This is a genomic window from Eudoraea adriatica DSM 19308, from assembly GCF_000382125.1.
Lineage (GTDB): Bacteria > Bacteroidota > Bacteroidia > Flavobacteriales > Flavobacteriaceae > Eudoraea > Eudoraea adriatica.
Map to the genome: position 1 here is coordinate 428,202 of NZ_KB907546.1, position 22,797 is coordinate 450,998.

Annotated in this window: 20 protein-coding genes; 7 read left to right on the forward strand and 13 right to left on the reverse strand. The window is 38.1% G+C overall.

The genetic code is table 11. The features are described from left to right. Positions 1 to 35 precede the first annotated feature (35 nt). Positions 36 to 2,267, reverse strand: a complete 2,232-nt coding sequence (locus G504_RS0102155; protein ID WP_019668486.1) for a TonB-dependent receptor family protein — start codon at positions 2,265 to 2,267, stop codon at positions 36 to 38. 228 nt (positions 2,268 to 2,495) lie between these two features. Here G504_RS0102155 and guaB point away from each other — a divergent pair, with 228 nt between their 5' ends. Further along, entirely contained in the window at positions 2,496 to 3,968 is a 1,473-nt protein-coding gene (gene guaB / locus G504_RS0102160) for an IMP dehydrogenase (RefSeq protein ID WP_019668487.1), read from the forward strand. A gap of 1 nt (position 3,969) precedes the next feature. On the opposite strand, the gene G504_RS0102165 is transcribed toward guaB, so the two are convergent. Both G504_RS0102165 and lysA read right to left on the reverse strand, forming a co-directional pair. Beyond that, positions 3,970 to 4,503, reverse strand: coding sequence for a thioredoxin family protein (locus G504_RS0102165; protein WP_019668488.1), 534 nt, complete (start codon positions 4,501 to 4,503; stop codon positions 3,970 to 3,972). A 61-nt stretch (positions 4,504 to 4,564) separates the two neighbouring features. Then, positions 4,565 to 5,806 (reverse strand): diaminopimelate decarboxylase, encoded by a 1,242-nt coding sequence (gene lysA, locus G504_RS0102170; protein WP_019668489.1) that lies wholly within the window; start codon positions 5,804 to 5,806, stop codon positions 4,565 to 4,567. Positions 5,807 to 5,971: 165 nt separating this feature from the next. On the opposite strand from lysA, the gene G504_RS0102175 reads away from it, so the two are divergent. The 3 genes from G504_RS0102175 (at position 5,972) to G504_RS0102185 (ending at position 8,484) form a co-directional block, all read left to right on the forward strand. Then, a complete protein-coding gene (locus G504_RS0102175) occupies positions 5,972 to 6,610 on the forward strand; it encodes an LON peptidase substrate-binding domain-containing protein (protein ID WP_019668490.1) in 639 nt (212 codons plus the stop codon). 157 nt (positions 6,611 to 6,767) lie between these two features. Further along, positions 6,768 to 7,961 (forward strand): ADP-forming succinate--CoA ligase subunit beta, encoded by a 1,194-nt coding sequence (gene sucC / locus G504_RS0102180; protein ID WP_019668491.1) that lies wholly within the window; start codon positions 6,768 to 6,770, stop codon positions 7,959 to 7,961. Between the two features lie 184 nt (positions 7,962 to 8,145). Further along, on the forward strand, positions 8,146 to 8,484 hold the full coding sequence (locus G504_RS0102185; protein ID WP_019668492.1) for a hypothetical protein: 339 nt from the start codon (positions 8,146 to 8,148) through the stop codon (positions 8,482 to 8,484). 35 nt (positions 8,485 to 8,519) lie between these two features. On the opposite strand, the gene G504_RS18170 is transcribed toward G504_RS0102185, so the two are convergent. Further along, complete coding sequence (locus G504_RS18170; protein WP_019668493.1) at positions 8,520 to 8,870, reverse strand: DUF1456 family protein; 351 nt, start codon at positions 8,868 to 8,870, stop codon at positions 8,520 to 8,522. A gap of 139 nt (positions 8,871 to 9,009) precedes the next feature. Here G504_RS18170 and G504_RS0102195 point away from each other — a divergent pair, with 139 nt between their 5' ends. After that, positions 9,010 to 9,411, forward strand: a complete 402-nt coding sequence (locus tag G504_RS0102195; RefSeq protein WP_019668494.1) for a hypothetical protein — start codon at positions 9,010 to 9,012, stop codon at positions 9,409 to 9,411. A 206-nt stretch (positions 9,412 to 9,617) separates the two neighbouring features. Then, positions 9,618 to 10,046, forward strand: a complete 429-nt coding sequence (locus G504_RS0102200) for an Hsp20/alpha crystallin family protein (RefSeq protein ID WP_019668495.1) — start codon at positions 9,618 to 9,620, stop codon at positions 10,044 to 10,046. Positions 10,047 to 10,147: 101 nt separating this feature from the next. Here G504_RS0102200 and uvrB read toward each other — a convergent pair whose 3' ends face one another. From uvrB to G504_RS0102225, 5 genes are read right to left on the reverse strand one after another with little or no spacing between them, the layout of a single operon-like run. Beyond that, positions 10,148 to 12,136 (reverse strand): excinuclease ABC subunit UvrB, encoded by a 1,989-nt coding sequence (gene uvrB, locus G504_RS0102205; RefSeq protein WP_019668496.1) that lies wholly within the window; start codon positions 12,134 to 12,136, stop codon positions 10,148 to 10,150. A 58-nt stretch (positions 12,137 to 12,194) separates the two neighbouring features. Then, the gene (locus tag G504_RS0102210; protein WP_019668497.1) at positions 12,195 to 13,646 is read right to left on the reverse strand and encodes a T9SS type B sorting domain-containing protein; all 1,452 of its coding nucleotides are present in this window, start codon (positions 13,644 to 13,646) and stop codon (positions 12,195 to 12,197) included. A gap of 38 nt (positions 13,647 to 13,684) precedes the next feature. Beyond that, positions 13,685 to 15,514, reverse strand: coding sequence for a T9SS type B sorting domain-containing protein (locus G504_RS0102215; protein ID WP_019668498.1), 1,830 nt, complete (start codon positions 15,512 to 15,514; stop codon positions 13,685 to 13,687). Between the two features lie 26 nt (positions 15,515 to 15,540). Next, complete coding sequence (locus G504_RS0102220) at positions 15,541 to 16,374, reverse strand: ABC transporter permease (protein WP_019668499.1); 834 nt, start codon at positions 16,372 to 16,374, stop codon at positions 15,541 to 15,543. Between the two features lie 20 nt (positions 16,375 to 16,394). Then, positions 16,395 to 17,297, reverse strand: a complete 903-nt coding sequence (locus G504_RS0102225) for an ABC transporter ATP-binding protein (RefSeq protein WP_019668500.1) — start codon at positions 17,295 to 17,297, stop codon at positions 16,395 to 16,397. Between the two features lie 88 nt (positions 17,298 to 17,385). Between G504_RS0102225 and G504_RS0102230 the strand changes: the two genes are divergently transcribed. After that, entirely contained in the window at positions 17,386 to 18,471 is a 1,086-nt protein-coding gene (locus G504_RS0102230; RefSeq protein ID WP_019668501.1) for a hypothetical protein, read from the forward strand. Positions 18,472 to 18,474: 3 nt separating this feature from the next. Here the strand turns inward: G504_RS0102230 and G504_RS0102235 are convergent, their stop codons facing one another. From G504_RS0102235 to G504_RS0102250, 4 genes are all read right to left on the reverse strand, one after another. Further along, a complete protein-coding gene (locus G504_RS0102235; protein ID WP_019668502.1) occupies positions 18,475 to 19,533 on the reverse strand; it encodes a nucleoid-associated protein in 1,059 nt (352 codons plus the stop codon). Between the two features lie 75 nt (positions 19,534 to 19,608). After that, positions 19,609 to 20,103 (reverse strand): IS1096 element passenger TnpR family protein, encoded by a 495-nt coding sequence (locus G504_RS0102240; protein WP_019668503.1) that lies wholly within the window; start codon positions 20,101 to 20,103, stop codon positions 19,609 to 19,611. A gap of 28 nt (positions 20,104 to 20,131) precedes the next feature. Beyond that, complete coding sequence (locus G504_RS0102245; RefSeq protein ID WP_019668504.1) at positions 20,132 to 21,166, reverse strand: COX15/CtaA family protein; 1,035 nt, start codon at positions 21,164 to 21,166, stop codon at positions 20,132 to 20,134. A gap of 143 nt (positions 21,167 to 21,309) precedes the next feature. Further along, a complete protein-coding gene (locus G504_RS0102250; RefSeq protein WP_019668505.1) occupies positions 21,310 to 22,734 on the reverse strand; it encodes a CCA tRNA nucleotidyltransferase in 1,425 nt (474 codons plus the stop codon). Positions 22,735 to 22,797 lie beyond the last annotated feature (63 nt).

Genomic DNA, 22,797 nt, shown 5'->3' on the forward strand with positions numbered 1-22,797 from the left:
TTCCTAAAGCAAAATATAAAACGCTTTTATCCTTTCTAATATCTTAAAAGGACACCAATAGAGGCCCCGAAAGGATGTCCGGGGCGCAAACCGGCCGGCACACGGGATACTGCATATGTCTCATCCAACAAATTAATGATTCTTCCATTGATACTTAAATGATCATTCAGATGGTACTTTGCTGAAAAATCTATTATAAAACTCGAGGGTACTGATTCATTAGCGGGTATACTTCCTATTCCGGCTTTGGTTCTAAAGGCGCCATTAAATCTTCCGCTGAGATTGAGCTCATAAGAAGGATGTTCTAAAGAAATCAGGGTATTAAACTGATGTTCGGGGATATAAGGCATTTCATCACCCTTGGTAACTTCTCCCCATATATCATTCGGGCTATCAAAACTACTTTGGAATTCTGCATGGGTATACGTATAGGCAAAAGTTATGGGAAGTCTTAGTTTCTTGTGATTGTTCAGGGCATTATAATTTAATAATACCTCTAATCCTGTTACATCTACTTCACCCGCGTTAAACTGTTCCAAACTTCCGGTACCTCCGGTAGCAGCCAGATCACTACCTAAAAGATTGCTATAGTCATTATAGAATCCTATCAACTCTCCGGAAAAGTTTCCCATTGCAAACCGGGAACCCAGCTCATAGTTTATACTTTCTTCGGGCTTTTCACCTTCTTTACTGGTTGGTGGTGAAAATCCTTTGTGAACACCGCCAAAAATCGAGATCTGGTTGAAATTATAATTCAAACCCATCCCGGGAATCCAGACGTTTACCTGGTTTTCGCGGGTGGAGAGCTCAATTTCCTGTCGAGAGACGTCATTCTTGCCATAGTCTTTTCGCCCCAGAGAAATAGACTCATATCTTAATCCGGGTGTAATGGTGAGGTTTCTGTATTTAAGCTTATATAACATATAAGCCGAGAATGCACTGGCATCGCTAATCCGATTCGCATCAGTACCTGGTGTGCCTGCGGTAGTCAGGTTCATAATACCATTATTAATTCCGTAACCATCAACCCATTGAAATCTGTCTTCTTCATCTACATGAAAACGAGCGCCCAACTCCAGATCATGAAAAGTGTTATCCCCACTCCAATGGTAATCAAATTTGGTTTGAATACCTTGTGAAACATATTTTCTATTATTGGCTTTTACTAACAGGGCATCGGCTCCTTCATCCTGGTTGCCGGCAATAACATTATAATATTCTTCATTGGTTAAAGGGTCTTCAAGAATATTTGCAATGCTTCTGCGGTCTCCATTTAATGTTACTGCATCCAGTTTGTACCAGTTTCTGCTAAATCCATTGTAATAAGCTGTAGTGGTGATATTAAAATAATCGCTGAAATCTATGACATAGGTGGCCTGCATCTGGATATGATCATTAGTCATCTGATCTTGCTGAGAACCGGCATATCTCCTGAATGGGGATATTTCAAAATCGTTATCCGTAAGCCCAACATAAGTTTCATTGGACTCCTCATCGGAATATTGAAATTTCATATCCAGTATATGTTTTAGTTTGGCTGTTGGAGATGAATTAAATCTGAATTTAGCCAAAATATCGTTCTTGTCAAATCCTGTATTACCACCATTATCTAACTTTTTAAAGCCATCAGAATTGAAGTTCAAATATTCAATAATATATCCAAAACGCTCTTTACTGTCTCCTAATTTTAACTGTAGCTCTCCGCTATTGTAATTGCCATAATTTGCCAAAAGAGATGCATGAAAAGTATCAGGGATGGCCGAGGAAATCATATTTATTGCTCCACCGGTAGTAAAGGGCCCATATTGTACCTGGCTGCTTCCTTTTAGAATTTCTACTGCCTGCATACGGGCTATTGAAGGAAAATAATAAGCAGCCGGAGCACTGTAGGGAGCAGGTGCTATTAGTACTGCATCTTCCATCAAAGTAATCTTGGCGCTCCTTTCGGGAGAGGTACCCCTCAAACTAATATTTGGGCGTAGTCCAAAGCCGTCTTCTTCAACAAGAGTTACTCCTGGTACAGATCGTAAAACACGATTAATATCCGTATAATTATACTTTAGTAATTCTGGTTGTGATACATAGGAGGCAGCTCCGGTTCGGTTCCTCGCCTGAAATTTGCTGCCCAGTATTACATTGGCAGCTAATACTACTTCATCTAGTTTTATCAGGTTAGAATCCTTGGCCTGAGTAATAAGGCGTGTTGATTGCCCATAGGATAGATTCAAAAAAACACCAAGGAATAAAAGGGAAATATAGCTCTTCATTTTATTTAGACTAATTATAAATAGCGTTATAACAGAGCTTTCAAAAGTAAGAACAAAATCTATAAAATAAAAGATTATTTAGATTAAATAAAAATAAAAAGAAGTATGTTTTTCATATTGAGAGAGTTGTGAAAACAGACAAATTACGTCATTGAATAAATTGACACGCTACAAAAAATTCTTCCGGTAAAAAAGTGTATATTTGCACGCAATTAATCCTTAATTGCCATGGAAGCTCATCTTAATAAAATTCTTGGAGAAGGCCTCACCTACGATGACGTACTCCTTGTTCCTGCCTTTTCTGAAATTTTGCCCAGAGAAGTAAATATTCAAACAAAGTTTACGAAAAATATTACTATTAATATTCCGATTGTTTCGGCCGCGATGGATACTGTGACTGAATCCAGAATGGCTATTGCCATTGCGCGCGAGGGTGGCATTGGCGTCTTACACAAGAACATGACCATTGAACAGCAGGCAATTAAAGTTCGAAAAGTCAAAAGGGCGGAAAGCGGAATGATTTTAGATCCGGTAACACTGCATCTCGACGCTTTGGTAGGAGATGCTAAAGCCAGTATGCGCGAGCATAGTATAGGCGGTATACCCATTGTTGATAAAAATCAAAAGCTAATTGGCATAGTAACCAACAGGGATCTTAGGTTTGAAAAGGATAATAGCCGGCCAATTGCTGAGGTGATGACAAAATCGAATCTTGTTACCGTAGCTGAGGGTACTTCCCTGGAACAGGCAGAAGGCATTCTTCAGACCAATAAAATTGAAAAACTACCGGTCGTGGATAGTTCGAATAAACTTGTTGGCCTTATTACGTTTCGCGATATTACCAAGCTAACTCAAAAGCCGGTTGCAAACAAAGACCAATATGGCAGGTTAAGAGTAGCTGCTGCTATAGGGGTTACCCCGGATGCTCTGGAAAGGACAGATGCTTTGGTAACAGCAGGAGTTGATGCTGTAGTCATCGATACTGCCCATGGCCATACAAAGGGCGTAGTTAATATACTTAAAGATGTAAAGAAAAGATTCCCTCAACTCGATGTCATTGTCGGTAATATTGCCACGGCGGATGCTGCCAGGTATTTAGTTGAGGCGGGAGCTGACGCCGTAAAAGTAGGAATAGGGCCCGGTTCAATTTGTACAACCAGAGTGGTGGCAGGTGTCGGATTTCCGCAATTCTCAGCGGTACTGGAAGTTGCCGCAGCCATTAAGGGTAGCGGTGTTCCGGTAATAGCGGATGGTGGGATACGCTATACGGGCGATATTCCAAAAGCCATTGCGGCTGGTGCAGACTGCGTAATGCTGGGGTCTTTATTGGCAGGCACCAAAGAATCACCGGGAGAGACAATAATTTACGAAGGCCGAAAATTTAAATCCTATAGAGGTATGGGATCCGTGGAGGCTATGAAGGAGGGAAGTAAGGACCGGTATTTTCAGGATGTGGAAGATGATATTAACAAACTTGTCCCCGAAGGTATTGTTGGTCGAGTTCCCTATAAAGGAGAACTATTTGAAAGTATACACCAGTTTGTTGGAGGACTAAGGGCCGGTATGGGTTATTGTGGCGCCAGGGATATAGACACTTTAAAAGAAACGGGAAAATTTGTCAAGATTACTTCCAGCGGCATTAATGAGGGCCATCCTCATGATGTAACCATTACAAAAGAATCTCCGAACTACAGCAGGTAAACTATTTTACGTTCCCACTATAGGTTTTCCAGTCTTTTTCCAGGTAGATATTATCTCCGAAGTATCGGGCAATATTTAAAAAGGGATCCGGTTTTTGATATCCGGGTACAGGAGACAGCATATTAAGTTGTTCATCCATGAATACTACTGTCGGATAGCTCAAGCGACCTTGCAGCAAAGCTGCAGCTAACTCGTGATAACCTCTTTTGCCGGAAGGAACATATTTATAGGTCTTACCTTTAAAATCTATAGGTTCTTTACCTTCCCCATCCAGCTTAACCATATAAAAGTTATTGGTCATGTATTCTGCCACTTCAGCATTCTGAAAGGTGTCTTTGTCCATTTTCTTACACCAGCCGCACCAATCGGTATAGACATCGATAAATATTTTCTTTGGATTCTTGTCGGTTGCAGCCAGGTTTGTAGCTTCATCCCAGCTAAGCCAATTAACTTCCTGGGCATTTGATGCAAAAGTTAATAAACCAACAATAGCTAAAAGGATGGGCTTAGAAAATGAAGGGGACTTAAATTTCATAAGTTTCGATTTGAGTTATTAGTCCAATTATTGTACCAAAACTAACGAAATTTCTGCGGGTTTATTTCACCGCCACTTTCTGATTTTTGGTTTCAAACAAATCTTTAACATCAATTTGGTTCCTAATAAGATCATCAAAAGATTCTCTTTCCCGTATTAACAGAGATTTGCCTTGATACCAAAGGACTTCAGCTGGTCTGTATCTGGAATTGTAATTACTGGCCATGGTAAAGCAATATGCTCCGGCGTTTTTAAAACAAAGGATGTCCCCTTCTGTAATTTCATTTATTCTCCTGTTATTAGCAAAAGTATCCGTTTCGCAAATATAACCTACCACGGAATAATAGCGTTCCCTTCCCTTAGGATTGGAGATGTTAATTATCTGATGATTTGCACCATATAGCATGGGCCGTATCAGATGGTTAAAACCCGAATCCACACTGGCAAAAACAGTAGAAGTAGTCTGTTTTACAACGTTTACCTTAGCCAAAAAGTAACCGGCTTCACTTACAAGAAATTTTCCGGGTTCAAATGCCAGAGTCAGTTCTTTTCCATACCCTTCACAAAATTCATTGAATCTTTTACTTAATTTTTCCCCCAGTTCCTCAATATTGGTCTCTATATCTCCATTTTTATAGGGAACTTTAAAGCCGCTGCCAAAATCTATAAAATCCAACTCTTTAAAATTTTTGGCCGTTTCAAATAGAATTTCCGATGCATACAAAAACACATCGATATCCAGGATATCACTTCCCGTATGCATGTGTATGCCATTTATTTTCATTTTGGTTAATTCTACTATCCGCAACAAATGGGGAATTTGATGGATGCTGACACCAAATTTCGAATCAATGTGCCCCACGGATATATTAGAATTACCTCCGGCCATTACATGGGGGTTTATCCTGATACACACGGGTATATCGGGATGGGTGCTTCCGAATTGCTCGAGAATAGAAAGATTATCAATATTTATTCGCACCCCTAAAGCTGCTGCCGCTTCTATTTCTTCTAAGGAAACTCCGTTGGGCGTATAAATGATTGATTCAGGCTTGAAACCAGCAAGCAGGCCTAGTTTTACCTCTTGAATGGACACGGTGTCCAAACCACTCCCAAGCTTGTTCATTAATTTCAGAATAGCGAGATTGGAAAGTGCCTTAGCTGCGTAATTTAGTTTTAAGTTTTTAACCGTACTAAAGGCATTAGTCAGCCTGTTGAATTGAGATATTATCTTTTCAGCATCGTAAACATATACAGGATTGCCATGTTCTTGTGTAATGTTCAGGAGATCGGAATACTTCATCTTTAACCTGGGTTTTGAGCAAAACTAAAATACTTCGGTAGAATGTACAAAATAAAGTACAGATTAATTATAAATAAAACAATTAGTTATAAATATAACAATATTAACTCATAGGCTATTTGTGACTATGGCGTGCCCTTTGTATTTTTAGAAAAAAGTTTTGCTATGAAGTTACCTTTTTTCCCCTTGCAATCCGTATTTTTTCCGGGCGAAAAAGTACCGCTGCACATCTTTGAGGAACGGTATAAACAACTTATCAATGATTGTCGCAGGGAGGCCATCACTTTTGGAATACCGGTGTATATTAACGATAACATTGCCTATGGCACCGAGGTTCAGCTGATGGAAGTTGTTAACACTTATGAAAGTGGGGCTATGGATGTGGTATGCGTTGCCAGACAGATTTTCAAGGTCATTTCCTTTGATAATACAATGAATGACAGATTATATTCGGGCGGCGAAGTAGAATTTATCGATATTATTAATGACGGTGAAGTATCTGCCAAACGAGAAGTGCTTAATAAACTCAAGGAGTTATATCAATTAATGGAAGTGCCTTTTGCGCCTATTGAAATAGAAATGTTCAATAGTTATACGCTTGCGCACAAAATGGGTCTTTCCTTTGAACAGGAATACGAACTATTGCAGTTGGCAAGTGAAAAAGAACGTTTGCAGTTTATCATGAATCATTTAATGGTAACTATTCAGGTACTCAATGAAGTTAATAGAACTAAATTACTTATTGAATTAAATGGTCATTTCAAGAATTTTGATCCGTTAGATTTTAAAGCCTTTAAAATTTGAGGTTTAATGCCTGCTAAATGCCAGTTTCTGTCCGGCTACAAATACTGCTATTCAAATATTTCCGGATTGTTAAAAAGATTAAGTCCAATTTGTTGTTTTATTAGGGTAAATGCGGTCGGTTTCCTATTTTTGCCTCTTAACGAACATAAATTATAATATGAATCTTCACGAATACCAGGGAAAAGAAATTTTAGCAAGTTTTGGAGTTCGAATTCAACGGGGTCTCGTAGCCCATAATCCAAAGGAAGCGGTAGATGTTGCAAAGCAGCTTACACAAGAAACCGGTACGGAATGGTTTGTGATAAAGGCGCAGGTTCATGCCGGTGGAAGAGGTAAAGGCGGAGGTGTAAAGCTGGCAAAAAATTTAAAAGAGGTAGAGGAGATTTCAGGTAATATCATAGGAATGAATTTGATTACTCCTCAAACTTCAGCGGAGGGTAAAAAAGTTCATCAGGTACTTATTGCGGAAGATGTCTATTATCCGGGAGAAAGTGAAACCAGTGAGTTTTATATGTCGGTTTTATTGAATAGAGCCAGTGGAAAAAATATGATAATGTACTCTACAGAAGGAGGCATGGATATTGAAGAAGTAGCGGATAAAACACCACATCTGATTTTTACTGAGGAAATTGAACCTGCAGTAGGATTATTGCCATTCCAGGCCAGGAAGATTGCTTTTAACCTGGGTTTATCCGGAATTGCGTTTAAAGAAATGACCAAATTCGTGACGGCATTATACAAGGCCTATGAACAAAGTGATTCTAATTTGTTTGAAATAAATCCCGTACTTAAAACTTCGGACAATTTGATATTGGCCGTTGATGCTAAGGTCTCTATCGATGATAACTCCCTATACAGGAGGAAGCAATATGCCGAAATGAGGGATTTGCGTGAAGAAAGCCCTATTGAAGTTGAAGCACGCGCTGTAGGATTGAATTACGTAGATCTTGATGGAAACGTAGGCTGCATGGTAAATGGTGCCGGATTGGCAATGGCTACAATGGATCTGATCAAAATGGCAGGAGGTGAACCGGCTAACTTTCTGGATGTTGGAGGAACTGCAGATGCGAAAAGAGTGGAAGAGGCATTTCGAATTATTTTAAAGGATTCTGCGGTAAAGGCTATTCTGATCAATATTTTTGGTGGTATTGTAAGATGCGACCGGGTAGCTCAGGGGGTGGTAGATGCATATAAAAACATGGGAGATGCTATAAAAGTTCCTATTATTGTTCGATTACAGGGCACTAATGCTGAATTGGCAAAGGAGATAATTGATAATTCAGGGCTGGCTGTACATTCGGCTGTTCAATTTCAGGAAGCTGCAGATAAAGTCAAAGAAGTTTTAGCTTAAATATAAGTTACCTAGAATAATAATAAGGGTGGTGTTACGGACATTACCCTTTTTTTATGGGCAAAACTGCCGTTATTGGAATGTTTACTCTATTAAAATATTGTTAAAAACAGCCAATTCTTGTAACATCTTTAAACTAAGTGCGTCTATTATTACATATTCATCAATTATTAAACAAACAATCATGAGAAAATTCAGTTTAGTTTTAGTCGCTGCGGCACTATTTATTTCAGGAAATTTATTTGCAAATGATTCAGACAACACCGATCCCGAAAGAAGTCTGAAAACACAAATTCAACAACTATTAAAGGTGAACAAATTAGTTGTTGAAGATTCTGAGGAATTAACTGCTAATGTCCTGTTTACAGTTAACGGTGAAGAGGAAATTGTAGTCATTTCTGTAGAAACGGATGATTCAGATTTGGAGTCATTTGTAAAAAGTAAACTCAACTACAAGAAAGTTGAATTAAATGAATTTGTAGAAGGAAGAATGTATAAGATGCCTTTGCGAGTTAAGGCTTAACAGAATGCTGTAAAAGAAAAAAGTCCTTAAGAAATTCAGGACTTTTTTTTGTTTTTGTATTTGACATAACTAAGGTCAGGCTTTTTTTTTGGCTTCTCATACTTCTTTGCAGGAAGGCTATCCACTATTTTACTTTGTTTTAATACTTCTTTTGGGATTTTTGGATTTTCTTTTGTACCTCTTAAATGAATCACAAGGCCATTAAGGAAATTGCGCAATACCTGATCTCCGCATTCTCTGTATTTAGGGTGCCCTTCTTTTCGGCAAAAGGCGCCAATTTCGCTCTTGGAAATTCTGAAATCTACTAATTCAAGAATTTTTACTATTTCATCATCCCGAAGCATTAATGCAACCCGTAGTTTTTTTAATATATCATTATTGGTCATATCTGATATTTTGTGCAAGGTATTACAAATAAACAAGCAATAGCCCATTTTAGGTCTGTCCGGGAGTTTTTTTATACGATTTTCCCCTTTTTGCTGTTATATATATGACTAAATTAATGCAGAGACAACAAATAAGGAAATGAGTACCTATAAAGAAAAATTGAGCATACTATCCGAAATGATTGCTTTCGCTAAGGCCGATCAGGATTTAAAAGATACCGAATATAATTTTCTTTTTGGTGTTGCTGTCAGTTTGGGTATTGAAAAGGAAATATTTGATTCTCTCCTTAAGAAGCAGATAAAAGTAGTTATCCCCAAAACTCAGGCAGATCGTATTCTGCAATTTCACAGGCTAGTTCTCCTTATGAATGTTGATCAGGAACAAAATCAAATAGAAATTAGTAAACTACACAATATTGGATTAGGCATGGGTTTACCACCCTCGGCCATAGAACAGGTTCTTATGGTCATGCACGATTATCCAGATAAAATAATCCCACCGGAAGTGCTTATCAATATTTTTAAAGCCCATTACAATTAAATTTAGGCATTACTATTCCTTTAAGTTCCTTTATACCAGCCTTTCTATTAAACTTTAAGCATTAATCAGGCATTCTATATTAGAATATATGCGCCATAATGGCACTAAAAGAACCTGTTAATGAGTCAAAACGGCAGTTAATTAAGCTTGGTATATGATTTGACTTGGTATATGCAGTTACTAAGAACAATTTAAAAGACATCACCATGAGTATAGTTAAAAGAAATAATTTGGTTTTTCCTTCTTTAATGGACGAGATTCTTAAACCTGATTGGTTTGGGGGATTAGAAAATTACAAAGGCACATTGCCTCCTGTAAACATTCAGGAGACTGAAACCGGTTTTGAACTCGAATTATCGGTTCCGGGAAGAAAAAAGGAAGACTTCAATGTTGAAATTGATGAACATATTTTGACAATTTCAAGCGAAACTAAAAAAGCGGAAGAAGTTAAAGAAGAAAATTACACTCGTAAGGAATTTTCTTATTCGTCATTTAAAAGGGCATTTACATTGCCGGAAACAGTTAATGAAGAAGGAATAAAGGCTTCTTATGAAAATGGTATATTAAGCTTTGCGATACCTAAGAAAGAAGAAGCACTGCCTAAACCCAAAAGATTCATTGAGATTGGGAAATAGGTATAAAAAATACTATGAGAGGCCCTCTTTAGGGTTTTCATAATAGTTGGTTTGTTTAGTTGGTTAGGAAGAGCGTCTTGATAATTCAGGGCGCTCTTTTTTTAACTTTGGTGTTGCAGCATTTTAATTTCATCTCTGAGTTTAGCTGCATTCATGAAATCCAGTTCTTTTGCAGCCTTTTCCATCGCCTTTCTTTTCTCACGGATTAACTTTTCCCTTTCCTCCCTGGTAATATATTGTAAATCAGGTTCGGCAGCTCTGATCTCTTCTTTTATGAAGTGATATGTGGAAACAGAGTTCTTGGCCAGGGCATTATCCAGATTTTTATTAAGCGCCGTTGGAATAATATTATTGGAAATATTATACGCTGTTTGTTTATCCCTGCGGTAATTCGTCTCATCAATTGTTTTTTGCATGCTTGCCGTAATTTTGTCTGCATACATTATGGCCTTTCCGTTCAAATGCCGGGCTGCTCTGCCCACAGTTTGCGTTAATGAGCGGTTACTTCTCAGAAACCCTTCTTTGTCAGCGTCCAATATGGCCACAAGCGATACTTCCGGCAGGTCTAATCCTTCTCTGAGTAAATTAACCCCAATAAGGACATCAAAGATCCCTTTTCTTAGGTCCTGCATTATTTCAACTCTTTCCAAAGTGTCCACATCACTATGTATGTATCTGCATCGCACATTAATCCGCGCAAGATATTTGGCGAGTTCCTCAGCCATTCTTTTGGTAAGCGTGGTAACCAGGGTACGCTCGTCTAATTCTACCCGTTTTTGAATTTCCTCTACCAAATCATCAATTTGATTTAGGCTTGGACGGATATCTATTTCAGGATCTAAAAGCCCCGTAGGACGAATTACCTGTTCCACAAAAACCCCCTGACTTTTTTCAAGCTCATAATCTGCCGGCGTGGCACTAACATAGATTACCTGATTTTGAAGCGCCTCAAATTCTTCAAATTTCAATGGTCGGTTGTCCATTGCTGCAGGTAACCGAAAACCATATTCTACCAGATTTTCTTTACGAGACCTGTCACCTCCATACATGGCATGAACCTGAGGAATTGTAACATGACTTTCGTCGACAATCATTAAATAGTCATCCGGGAAATAGTCCAGCAGGCAGAATGGTCTTGTCCCGGGTTCACGACCATCCAGATAGCGCGAATAATTTTCAATACCTGAGCAATAACCCAATTCCCGGATCATTTCCAAATCAAAATTTGTGCGTTCCTCCAATCGTTTTGCTTCGAGAGGTTTAGCAATACTTTTAAAGTAGTCTACCTGATTTACAAGATCTGCCTGTATCTGATGTATTGCCCCCTGAAGAACATCGGGTGAGGTCACAAACATGTTTGCAGGATATATATTCAGGTTTTCATAGCGCTCCAGGGCCTTATTTTTATAAGGATCAAATGCTTCAATTTCTTCTATTTCATCCCCAAAGAAATGGATTCTGAACGCATGATCAGCATAGCTTGGAAATACATCTACAACATCTCCTTTTACTCTGAAGTTGCCATTGCGAAAGTCGGCTGTAGTTCTTGAATAAAGACTCTGTACCAGCCGGTGAAGGAATTTGGTGCGGGAAATAACCTGATCCTTCTCAATGGAAATTACATTTTTTTGAAATTCCACGGGGTTTCCGATACCATATAAACATGATACGGATGCTACTACAATAACGTCTCTTCTGCCTGACAATAGGGAGGAGGTGGCACTTAGCCTTAATTTCTCTATATCCTCATTAATCGAGAGATCTTTTTCAATATATAATCCGGAGGTAGGAATATAAGCTTCAGGCTGATAATAATCGTAGTAAGAGACAAAGTATTCAACGGCATTTTCAGGAAAAAACTGTTTGAATTCAGAATATAGTTGTGCCGCCAGTGTTTTATTGTGAGCCAAAACCAGAGTTGGCCGTTGGACTGTTTCAATTACATTAGCCACTGTGAAGGTTTTACCAGATCCGGTAACACCTAATAGTGTCTGGTACCGTTCACCGCTTTCTATGCCTTCTGAAAGCTGTTTAATTGCTTCAGGTTGGTCCCCTGTTGGATCAAATTCCGATACTACCTTAAATTTCATTTAGCAAAGTTACAAAAGGACTAATATTATTCTTAAAATCATTTTAGGTATAAAAGACTTACCTTTTTAGGGCAAAGAATCCCTGGATTTCATTATTAAGGTTATCCCTTGCCTTAAACCAATAACTCGAGGCAGGTAACGGTTGGCCATTAAATGTACCATCCCATCCCCTGGAATTGGGCATAATCTGTGCCAATAGCACTCCATATCTATCAAAAACCTGAATAAAAGTTAGTTGGATTTCATTTTGTTCGCGGGGGGCAATGTATTGCCAAAAATCGTTTATACCATCCCCGTTGGGAGTGAAAAATTTTGGAAAATCATCAGGGCTCAGCTCCCTTTCAATAATCCGCTCTGCAATTCCGCATCCATTTCTGTCATTGACATAAATAGTATGGATACCTTCGGAAACCCCGGTAAATATGGAGCTATTCTGGTAGGGGCCATCTATATTGTCCAATGCGTATTCATAATCTCCTAGTCCGTTTACTTCAACCTCAATTTGTCTGCCACTCACTTCCTGGGAGGTACTAACTGATGTAATCTGCGCTAATTCAGATAATACAACAGTAAAATCCTGGGATATACCGCACTCAAACGTTTCTCCACCCTGATCAATAAAATTATAAGCCTCATACCGGTATGGACCTACTTCAGACAATAAAACTTCTGAAGTGGATGAAAGCAAAGATTCTGAGCCGTCTTCATTGATTTTATACCATCTAAAACCGTCCGCTGTATCCTTAGTAGCAATGCGTGTAGGGATTTCATTCCTGCATAATCCAATCTGAGGCGGAAAATCCGATTCTGGTTTTCTTGGGACGATTTCACCAATTACCGGATCGAAATATGCATTACAATCCACAATAGCATTCCCCGTTGTAAAACTCTCCTCAGTGCAAGACCCGGCATCTCCTATTTCATTATAAGGTGTAATTGTCACAAATATATCACTGTCCTGTGGAAAATCACCCGTGGGATTATAGGTCAATACATTACCCACATCAAAATTGTCAAGTAAATCCGATGCTCCTGCAGCAGTACCAATTGATAATCTGTAGCCGGTCGCCCTTGGGGCGTAGGCCCATGCGATTTCAGTCTTAACGGATACATTTCCCTGGTTGTCAGCTGGTTCCGCTAGTGTTGTGCAGGGGGGAGGTGTGGTCACTTCCTCAGTTGTAAATGATTCACTCGGACATCTTATAAGTTCTCCGTTAGATAACTCTAATTCTATGGTTACATAAATTGTTGTGTTTTCCGGAAGGCCAACTTCGGGAGTATAGCTATTGGTTATACCAGCTGAGCGCCTTCCCAGAATTTCTTCTCCGCCCAAAGTGAGTCCAAGTGACACTTTATATCCAATAATACCAGGCACTTGTGGCCAGGATATCGTTGTATTTACAGGTACATCCACAAATCCATTGCGAGGATTGGATAATTGTGGACAGGCCTGTCCTGTGACCAATGCCACATGTGCTATAAATAGAATACTTAGTAGTAACTTTTTCATTTGTTAAAAACAATCAATATGAACATTTTGCCCATGATTTATCTTTTTAAGGTAAAATGTCCCTGAATTTGACCACTGCTGTCCGATATTGCCCGGAACCAATAGTCATTTGAGGGAAGGGGTAAACCATTGAAATTTCCATCCCAACCATTGGAAGTAGGTTCTATTTGAGCCAGAAGCCTTCCATATCTATCAAAAATATGTATAATGTTTATATTTATTTCATCTGTCAATACAGTTGGAATATACTGCCAGAAATCATTTACGCCGTCGCCGTTCGGTGTAAAGAATTTTGGGAAACCTTCAAGTGTTAAATCCTGTTCTACACGTTCTTCTGCAATTCCACAACCTTTTTTATCCCTTACAAATACCATATATGACCCTGAAGGAACATTGTCAAAAACATTACTGTCCTGATATGGTCCGTTTATATTGTCCAATGCATATTCGTAATCACCTATACCACTTACATCTACGGTTATTCTTATGTTGTTGCCCTGTTCCGCAATATTTACAGCATTAATAGTCGCGATTTCGGAAGACACCACCTTAAAAAGCTGGGATTTGGGGCATTCGGTAATACCACTTGCCTGTACTATAGTATTATAGGCTTCATACCGGTAGTCCCCTGTCTCCTCCAGAGCTACTTCTGATGTATCAGAGATCAGGGTTTCATTTCCAAACTGATCTATCTGAAACCACCTGAATCCTTCAGCTGTGTCTGTTGAGGATACTATAAAAGGAAGTTCACCCTCACAAAATGAAATAGTTTCGGGAAAGGAAATTTCCGGATTTATGATGACAAGTTCTCCCGTAACAGAATCAAAATAAGGTCCGCACCCAACAATTGTGGAGAATGATTCTTGCGTGCAACCTATAGCATCACCTGCGGCATTAAAAGGTACAATTGTAATGAAAAATGTACGATTGGGCTCAAAGTCTATTACAAAGGTCGAATTTGTAAAGAAAGCAACATTGTCCAGTATTTCTGCCGTAAAAGGAGAATTTCCAATTGTGACTTTGTATCCATCAGCCCCTGCAACTTCAGACCATTCTATTAAAGGTGTAAGTGGCACATTTATTTCACCATCCGATGGATTGACAAGGGCTGTACACCCGGGAAGTGTTGCCGCAGCCCCTGTAGTAAAACTTTGCTCCGGACACGGTGATAAATCACCATTCTCATTGTAGGGGGTAATTTCAACAAATATTTCTGTACTCGGTGGCAAGTCCAAAATAGGATTATAGCTAAGGACATTACCAACATTCTCATTATTTACAATATCGCCTATTCCGGGAACAGATCCAATGGAGATACGATAGCCAGTGGCTGTAGGAGCATAATCCCATGAGATATTGGTGGCAATGTTCACATTTATGGACCCCTCAATTGGGCTTGCCATACTTGTACAAGGAGGAGGGGTAGTAACGTTTTCAGTAGTAAACGTTGAGCTTGGACATATCAAATCCGGGATCGCCGGGTCAAAAAAGAAAAGTCTTAAGGTAACATATATCTGAGTGTTCTCCGGTAAACCTAAGGGAGGTGTATAGGAATCTGCGTTTCCAACATTTGTTTCGCCCAAAATATCCACTCCACCGGGCGTTGTTCCTAAAGAAATAATATAACCGGGAACACCGATTATCGGATCCCAGGTAATGGTAGAATTGACAGGTATATTATCTGAATTGTTGGCAGGAAACGTCAATACCGGAGAATTACAGTCCTGTGCTGAAACATATACTATACAGCATAGGAAAATAAGAAAGGCAATGGCTTTTTTAAAGTGTAAACCGGACGCTTCGCCCTGGGCTTCAGTAGAATAGGGGCAAAGAATCAGAAAGAGCAATAATGTCCCTATCTTTTTCATAGTGTTTCTCCAAACACCACAAGATACTACAAATCCCTCATTTTTAGTAATGTGTACGACAAATAGACAAAAATTGCAGTCCAACCAATAACAATAAGAATCTCATAAAATTGAACATGGTAGTCAAGAGCGAGCTCTTCACCAATCTGATCGGCCACTGTCTGTACCGCACCCAATCTTGAAAAAGGCTCCTTAATAAGGTTAAACATTGCATTTAATGGAAAAATACTCATAACAGCATCTGTGGTTTCCCCATCAAATAACTTCCATCTTATCATACCCCTTACAAACCCCTCGAAAACCTGCCATAGAAATAGAAAACCCAGGGCAAAGGCAGAGCGTTTAACAAGAATTCCAAGGAAAAGACAGAAAGAGAAAAATCCGACAAGCTTTACAAAAAATGCCAGGAGGAATTCCATATCAGAAAAAATGATGGATAGCTCGTTGTAGTCCGAATAAATAAGTCCAAGTATCATGGATACCACGAATACAAATATTGTAGAAATTAATGCAAATGAAATAACCGTAAGGAATTTGGACAGAATGAATTCCTTTTTGGATAGCCCATCTATTAAGTTCTGCTTAATAGTTTTATTACTGTATTCATTTGCCATCATTGAGACAATGACTATGGCCAGGAATAGTTTGAAAAAAGCAGTTATGAAGGTGTTGAAATGCCAGATATAAGGAAAATTAAAAATCCCCTGCTCCGCCAAATGAAACTTCACAGGTCCTATATCAAACTTAACAGCGGCTACCAGGGCTATCGAAGTAAGAAGTAAAAAATAGGCCAGGATAAGGACTCTGCTACTTTTATTATTCCAAAGCTTTATGAATTCTATCTGCAACAACCTTTTCATTAGTATCTGGTTTGGAAATTTTAAATTGATTGATTTTCAGTAAGTGTCAGAAATTGTTCTTCCAGGCTTTCTTTTCTTTTGACCAAATGGGAAAGTACAATACCTTTCTTAAAAAGGATACTGTTCAATTCGTCTGATTTCATTTCATTTTTAAGAAAGGCAGTAATAAGTCCATTCTCAGTTTTTATTTCACCGAAATTTGGATGTCGCTCTAAAAAATTTATCAGCGCCTCGTTATTTTCTGTTTTTAATTCAAAGAATCCAAAACTCGCCAGCATACCATCGACCCTGCCGGAATAAAGTTTTTTACCTTTTCTTAGAATTACTACATGACTACAAACTTTTTCAACCTCGTCCAGTAAATGAGAGGCTAAAAGAATAGTCGTACCCTGTGCAGCAATTTTTTTTATGATTTGCCTAATTTGATGGATTCCCTGGGGATCCAATCCGTTTGTCGGTTCATCCAATATTAGTATTTCAGGATCATTTAACAAAGCTGAGGCAATGGCTAAGCGCTGCTTCATTCCAAGTGAGTACGTCCTGAACTTGCTGTCCTTCCTTTCCCATAATCCCACGAGTTCCAATTTGTCTTTTATTTTTTCTTCCGGAACTTCCTTGATTTTACAGACCAGTTTTAAATTTTGAAGAGCGGTCATATATGGGTAGAAATTGGGCCGCTCTATTATTGCACCGACTTTTTTTAAGGCATCGTGGGTTGAGGTATTTCCATCAAACCAGGAAAAACTGCCGTTTGTGCTATTTACTACATTCAAAACAATTCCTAGGGTCGTAGATTTTCCACTACCGTTCGGACCCAGGATTCCATATACGTTGCCTTTTTGAATGGAAAAGGACAAATCCTGAACTGCCGTAAGGTATCCAAACTTCTTAGTGAGATTGTTAACCGAAAGAATCGTTTCCAATTTTGATGGAGTTTTTTGGTTGTGTCTAGTATACTTGACGAAGAAATCGTTATTTTGTTACAGAAGTAAAAAAAAATAATAGTTATTTATGTCCGGAGAGCGATTAATGTCGAAGAAGAAGCCTGCCTATCCTGTAAGTCCCAAGTTGGATGCCTATTTGGACCGTTATAACCGTAAGATTGAAATACCAATCTTTTACGAGGACTTGTTGCGGTTTGCCGGTTCAGTAGTAGTTTTTGATGATGAAGGCAATGATACTTTATGGGTTAGGGTTTATTATTCTGATTCCGAGCGATCAGAAATTGATCAAAGCCTCAAACAGGTATACTCCATTTTGCATTCTGATGGCAGCGATAGAATATTTCAATATTTAAATATAGATGCCGTAGATTATTGCACTTTTGGTAATTCCAAACCCTTTCGTATCAAAGTAAGGAATATACTCAATGATAATTTTTTGTACTTCTATATTAAAAAAACAGATGCATCTCGCATCTATGGCCTGGAATTGGAGCATATGTTATCACCTTATCACTTAAATTTTCTAGTGCATAAAGATACGCTGATTGAGGAGCATATTGCGGGTATTCCCGGGGATGTATTTATCAAAGACATGCTCCCCAACTGTTCGGAATCTGAAAAAGCTCAGCTTGCCAAAGAGTTTGTAAAATTTAATGAACGATGTATGATCAGGCTTCTGGGGGATATGCGATCTTATAATTATGTAATTGTTCCCATGCACGATTTTGATCATGTAGTTTACAAAATAAGGGCCATTGATTTTGATCAACAGAGCTTCGAAGGCAAATTAAAAGTATACCGACCTCAGTTTTTCAAGGAGAATTATATAATGGTTCAAATGGTTCAGAACAAACTGCAGCGAGACTCTGTGGACCAATATAAAATTGAGGAACGTTCTATTGTGGCTAAAAGGATTATCAGTTCAGGAGATCGAATTAACAGATTGGTAAATATTTGTAAATCAGATAACATATCTCTGCCTGAAAACATTGAATCCTTAAAAAAGCAGATCTATGACCTTACCTTAGACGTTAACTTTAAGAAATGTAAAACTATGGGTCATTTATTGGACCTCGCTCTCGATTTTGTAAAGCGTAATTATGAGGATGTGAGTATGAAGCAAATTATCGAGAAGAAAATCAAACTTCCATAGGTATTAAGATTTCTGTTCCTTATTAAAGTAAACAAGATAGTAATACATCTGTCTTTCTTCATCCCAACCTTTTTCTACAAACTTTTCTGCTGATTCGGGGTTTATAAAATCCATTTTGATCTGAATATTTGTGTCCAGATGAATAACGTTTTTTATTTTTTTGCGAGTGTCGGACACCGCCTTATTTGCAATATCAAAGCTGGAAACATCTTCTATGCTGTATTTAGGCCCTTTCTCTGTTTTATAGTGCTTAAATTCGGGGATTAAGTCGGGGTTCTCCATGACTTCATTAAGGAAGTTAGTTTCTTCAAAAGCGTCATTTTTTGCAAAATGGTTCACAGCCCTGTTCATGAACATAACTTCTTGCTTTTTGTCTTCTGCAGGCAGGACAACATCTTTTGCAAAATTTTGACAAAATTTGAGGTAATTTTTGGTGTAGAAGTTATCATCTGCCAGTGCATCTACCCCAAGGAAATGCTCCAGCCAATACTTGGCATCATACCTGTTGCTATCAACGGACAATGCCTTGTAGCCATCAGACTTGTTTACATTAAATATCAGACAACCTTTATCCAGTTTATTGATATTGATTCCTTTTTGAACATGCATATCCAGATTACGGCCATTTTCAGCGAACTGTAAAAAATCCTGTTTTATTTCACTTTTAAAGATCCCTATGGCATCCGTTTTTTCATTATCAAGTAGTATATCTGTCAGATAAGCAATGTAAATCTCACCACTTTTTATGTGGGGATGGTTGGATTGATCATATAAATGCTTGGTCAGACTTAAAGATAGTTCATGAGTCCGCTCGGGATTTTCAAACATTTCAGATACAAGTTTATAAACCTCGTTAAACTCTATATCAATTTCATGGGTTAAACGATAATAGTATTCCTCTTTTTCCCGAAAAGGTTTAAAGAAGAACTCCTTTAATAAGCCATTGGTTTCGTCGTCCTGGATAAAAGGTTCTTTGGAAAGAAATAGTGGTTCTGCTTTACTTTTATTTCCTATATGGTGTAGTGATATGCTTTGAATTTGGGCAGCATAGAGATTGATCATAGTACTTGTCAGGGATTAGTATTAAAGTTTGTTAAGTGTTTGTGTAGAGTATGAATCAGGTAGGGCTTAAAAAGCTTAATTCCAATTTTCATCAAAATCCAAATCATCATAGTTATCCAAAGGTTCATCAAAATCAAAGGATGGATCAGATTCAAATTTCTTTTCTGGCGGGGAGTCCGGTAATTCACCAAAACTGAATAAAACATTCGGATATTGACGGCCATCTTCTTTTTCCACTATGTCTGCCAATTCAATAAAGAATGTCCACATACTTAAAAAATCATATACGTATATAAGCTTGGGTGTTTCCTCAGTCAGGATATCCTCCAATGTAATTTCGTTCATTAGACGAACACCGGAACCATTTTCACTGGTGTCAAAAAGAGGAATTTCTTCATCCTGGTTCCATAGTTCATCGCAGGTATAAAAAGAGGCCATCTCATTACCTAAAAAACCAAAGGCCTGCGTAATGGTATTATGAAAATCTTCAAGTGTAGAATTTTGTTCTATTTCTATATCCCTAAAGATATCTTCTTGTGTATCCAGGATTATCCTGATTTTATAAATCATTAACTCCAATTTATTGGTAGGGGCAAAGTTACAAAGTTTTCTGACTAATCAATCCTTTTGAAGCCTCCAAAACTAAATAGAATTGAATGCCAAATAGCAATGCAGCCAATATCAAATGCAGTGGCTGACTTGCAAATGGAAAATGGAAATAATACATAACTACCCCTGTAATTACCTCAATAAAAAGAAGACCCAGAACCCAATTTATCTTCGAATACCCCAGCTTTTTTTGATAAATGGAATATGCTATGTAAAGATTGACCAGTACAACCAAAATTGAAAAAGATCGATGGATATAAAATTGTATAGAAGGATTTGCAAGCCAAAGGTTTTTGGAATTTTCCCCGAGTATGTCTATTTGATGATCTATGAACTGCCTTACTTGTGTGCCTAAAATAATTTGTATCAGGGTTAGGCCTAATGCCATCCAGATAGCAAACATTACTTTTTTGTCATATTTTCCATTCTCAGAAATGGAATCCGATCTATAAATTAAATAGACGAGTAAAGCAACAATAAAAAGGGCCATAACCATATGTAATGTTATTTTGACCGGTTCAAGAACAGAGTAAACTACTGTTGCCCCCAACCATGCTTGAAAACCCATTCCAAATACAATAAGCCAGGATATCAAGGTTATTTTTTTATCATCTCGCCAAAATGAAATTGATGCAATGGCCAAAAAAAGAGTGGCTATTCCAGCCACAGCTCCAAATAGTCTGTTAATAAATTCAATCCATGTATGAAGCGCATTGAAAACTGCGTAGTCATGTTTTTTATACGGCTCCCAATTAACTTGATTGTAATTATTCTCCGTAGTGAAATCTGTTTTAGCAACCCATAGCGATTCTTCACGAATTATCACCTGCCCGGCATTATAAGTAAATTCCGGTTGCCATTGTAATTGGGATACATCCGTTGGTGGGATATAATATCCAAAACACTTTGGCCAATCCGGACAACCCATTCCACTGCCTGTCATCCGAACCACAGCTCCTGCTATGATTACTAAATAAACCATTACAAGGGTAATTTTGGCGGCGCTTCTAAAATTCCTTTTCATTGCAGCTTTAATATTATAGCAAAATTACTATTCTTATTTTCAAAAACCGTTGTTTTGCTTTTGGGCGTAATAATTAGTTTAAGGAATAAAAAACCCAGGTCCTCTATGCTGGCTTTAGTAACTTTTCCGGAAATTTAACTTTTTTACTTTTGCTCCAGACCCAATTCCCGGCCTTTTTTGATCATAAAGTCATATGCCGGCTTATATTCATTTAGAATCTCACCCTCCAGAATAGCTTCTTTTATAGCATCTTTTATAATTCCTATTTCCTTAGAGGGTTTAAGATTAAAAGTTTTCATTATTACCTCACCACTTATTGGAGGTTGAAAATTTCTTAAATGATCTCGTTCTTCTACTTCAATGATTTTTTGTCTGACAATCTGAAAATTGTTTTTGTACTTTTTCTGTTTTTTAGCATTTTTTGTAGTAATATCTGCCTCACAAAGTGTCATAAGGTCATCGACATGTTCTCCCGCATCAAATACCAACCTCCTGACAGCTGAATCTGTTACATTATCCTGAGAAAGAATTATAGGTCTTGAACTCATGCGCACCATTTTCTGGACAAATTTCATTTTGTCGTTTAATGGCATATGCAACCTTTTAAATAATTTATAGACCATTTTAGAACCTATAAACTCATGTGCGTGAAAAGTCCAGCCTATCTTTTTGTCAAATTTTTTGGTAGGGGCCTTGCCTATATCATGCAATAAGGCGGCCCATCGCAGCCATAAATTGTCTGACATCCCGGCAATATTGTCCACAACTTCAAGAGTATGCCAGAAATTGTCTTTGTGGCGCTGTCCTTCAATTTCTTCAATACCTTCCAAAGCAGTTAATTCGGGTAGCAAAAGGGGTAGTAACTCTGTAGTATGTAAAAGTTTCAGACCAATAGATGGCTGATCGCATTCCAAAATTTTGTGTAGTTCATCAACGATACGTTCCTGAGATATTATTTTAATTCGATCTTTATTTTCTATAATAGCCTGAAGCGATTTTAATTCGATGTTAAAACCAAGTTGTGCAGCAAACCTAATGGCTCTCATCATCCTTAAAGGATCATCAGAATAAGTTATTGAGGGATCCAATGGGGTTCGAATTATTTTATTTTTCAGATCCCTGACCCCATCAAAAGGATCAATTAGCTGGCCAAAATCAGTTTCATTAAGTGATATAGCCATAGTATTAATAGTAAAATCGCGTCTTTTCTGGTCATCCAGAAGTGTTCCATTTTCCACAACAGGTTTTCTGCTATCCCTTGTATAGCTTTCAGTTCTGGCACCTACAAATTCTATTTCCCAAGCATGATGCTTGATCATTGCGGTCCCAAAATTCTTAAAGACAGATACCCTGGGATTTCCTTTAAGTTTTCCGGCTACTTTTTTGGCAAGTTCTATTCCACTGCCTACAGCAACTATGTCTATATCTTTCGATTTACCTCTTTGCAATAAAAGATCCCTGACATAACCCCCTATTACAAAACTGTCTATTGAGAGTTCCTCAGCGGAGTCTGCAATAGTCTTAAAAATAGAATCCCGTAAGCTTTTTTTGAAATTAGTCAGTGTCATAATTCAGATCACTTCTGAGTTGATTTGCCTGGATGGGAGGTAATCCGGAATAATAAGTTAAGA